The 2,549-nt window shown below is 57.7% G+C and carries 2 rRNA genes (1 of these 2 cut by a window edge); both read right to left on the reverse strand.

The window, feature by feature from the left end:
* Positions 1-635, reverse strand: a 23S ribosomal RNA gene (locus tag ACFWP3_RS41495); it reaches 2,568 nt to the left of the window's first position.
* Between the two features lie 284 nt (positions 636-919).
* A 16S ribosomal RNA gene (locus ACFWP3_RS41500) occupies positions 920-2,444 on the reverse strand.
* The 16S and 23S rRNA genes sit together here, the layout of an rRNA operon.
* Positions 2,445-2,549 lie beyond the last annotated feature (105 nt).

Here is a 2,549-nt window from a genome sequence, read left to right on the forward strand (position 1 = left end):
TACAGCGACGCTCCCACGGCTTGTAGGCACACGGTTTCAGGTACTATTTCACTCCGCTCCCGCGGTACTTTTCACCATTCCCTCACGGTACTATCCGCTATCGGTCACCAGGGAATATTTAGGCTTAGCGGGTGGTCCCGCCAGATTCACACGGGATTTCTCGGGCCCCGTGCTACTTGGGAGATGAGCAAGCAAGCCGCTGATGTTTCGTCTACGGGGGTCTTACCCTCTACGCCGGACCTTTCGCATGTCCTTCGACTACATCAACGGTTTCTGACTCGCCGACCGGCCGGCAGACCGATCAAGCTCATTCCCACAACCCCGCATGCGCAACCCCTGCCGGGTATCACACGCATACGGTTTGGCCTCATCCGGTTTCGCTCGCCACTACTCCCGGAATCACGGTTGTTTTCTCTTCCTGAGGGTACTGAGATGTTTCACTTCCCCTCGTTCCCTCCACATGCCCTATGTGTTCAGGCATGGGTGACAGCCCATGACGACTGCCGGGTTTCCCCATTCGGACACCCCCGGATCAAAGCTCAGTTGGCAGCTCCCCGGGGCCTATCGCGGCCTCTCACGTCCTTCATCGGTTCCTGGTGCCAAGGCATCCACCGTGCGCCCTTAAAAACTTGGCCACAGATGCTCGCGTCCACTGTGTAGTTCTCAAACAACGACCAGCCACCCATCACCCTGCACCTCGAAAGGAACAAGTTCACTGGGGCCGGCACTGAAGACATGACCATACGGCCGTACCTTCAGGACCCAACAACGTGCCAAGCACGATCCCGTCCACTCACACTGTGTTCCACGCCGAAGCAGTACTTACAGGAGGTTTCAGAAACCGTGCCAACTAATCAACGTTCCACCCATGAGCTGACCGTGCAGAACGTTTGTCTGCAATCGGTACTGTGCTCCTTAGAAAGGAGGTGATCCAGCCGCACCTTCCGGTACGGCTACCTTGTTACGACTTCGTCCCAATCGCCAGTCCCACCTTCGACAGCTCCCTCCCTTACGGGTTGGGCCACCGGCTTCGGGTGTTACCGACTTTCGTGACGTGACGGGCGGTGTGTACAAGGCCCGGGAACGTATTCACCGCAGCAATGCTGATCTGCGATTACTAGCGACTCCGACTTCATGGGGTCGAGTTGCAGACCCCAATCCGAACTGAGACCGGCTTTTTGAGATTCGCTCCACCTCACGGTATCGCAGCTCATTGTACCGGCCATTGTAGCACGTGTGCAGCCCAAGACATAAGGGGCATGATGACTTGACGTCGTCCCCACCTTCCTCCGAGTTGACCCCGGCGGTCTCCTGTGAGTCCCCATCACCCCGAAGGGCATGCTGGCAACACAGGACAAGGGTTGCGCTCGTTGCGGGACTTAACCCAACATCTCACGACACGAGCTGACGACAGCCATGCACCACCTGTATACCGACCACAAGGGGGGCACTATCTCTAATGCTTTCCGGTATATGTCAAGCCTTGGTAAGGTTCTTCGCGTTGCGTCGAATTAAGCCACATGCTCCGCCGCTTGTGCGGGCCCCCGTCAATTCCTTTGAGTTTTAGCCTTGCGGCCGTACTCCCCAGGCGGGGAACTTAATGCGTTAGCTGCGGCACCGACGACGTGGAATGTCGCCAACACCTAGTTCCCAACGTTTACGGCGTGGACTACCAGGGTATCTAATCCTGTTCGCTCCCCACGCTTTCGCTCCTCAGCGTCAGTAATGGCCCAGAGATCCGCCTTCGCCACCGGTGTTCCTCCTGATATCTGCGCATTTCACCGCTACACCAGGAATTCCGATCTCCCCTACCACACTCTAGCTAGCCCGTATCGAATGCAGACCCGAGGTTAAGCCTCGGGCTTTCACATCCGACGTGACAAGCCGCCTACGAGCTCTTTACGCCCAATAATTCCGGACAACGCTTGCGCCCTACGTATTACCGCGGCTGCTGGCACGTAGTTAGCCGGCGCTTCTTCTGCAGGTACCGTCACTTTCGCTTCTTCCCTGCTGAAAGAGGTTTACAACCCGAAGGCCGTCATCCCTCACGCGGCGTCGCTGCATCAGGCTTTCGCCCATTGTGCAATATTCCCCACTGCTGCCTCCCGTAGGAGTCTGGGCCGTGTCTCAGTCCCAGTGTGGCCGGTCGCCCTCTCAGGCCGGCTACCCGTCGTCGCCTTGGTGGGCCATTACCCCACCAACAAGCTGATAGGCCGCGGGCTCATCCTTCACCGCCGGAGCTTTCAACCCCCGCCCATGCAGGCAGGAGTGGTATCCGGTATTAGACCCCGTTTCCAGGGCTTGTCCCAGAGTGAAGGGCAGATTGCCCACGTGTTACTCACCCGTTCGCCACTAATCCACCCCGAAGGGCTTCATCGTTCGACTTGCATGTGTTAAGCACGCCGCCAGCGTTCGTCCTGAGCCAGGATCAAACTCTCCATGAATGTTTACCCGTAATCGGGTGCACACATCACGTAGAGCGGGACGATCATGTCGGAATAAGACCGACCGTCCACTGCGTCCTCGCTGTGTAATTGCCTGCAAGCACT

The sequence above is a fragment of the Streptomyces sp. NPDC058525 genome (genome assembly GCF_042719495.1).
In the GTDB taxonomy this organism is placed as follows: Bacteria; Actinomycetota; Actinomycetes; order Streptomycetales; family Streptomycetaceae; genus Streptomyces.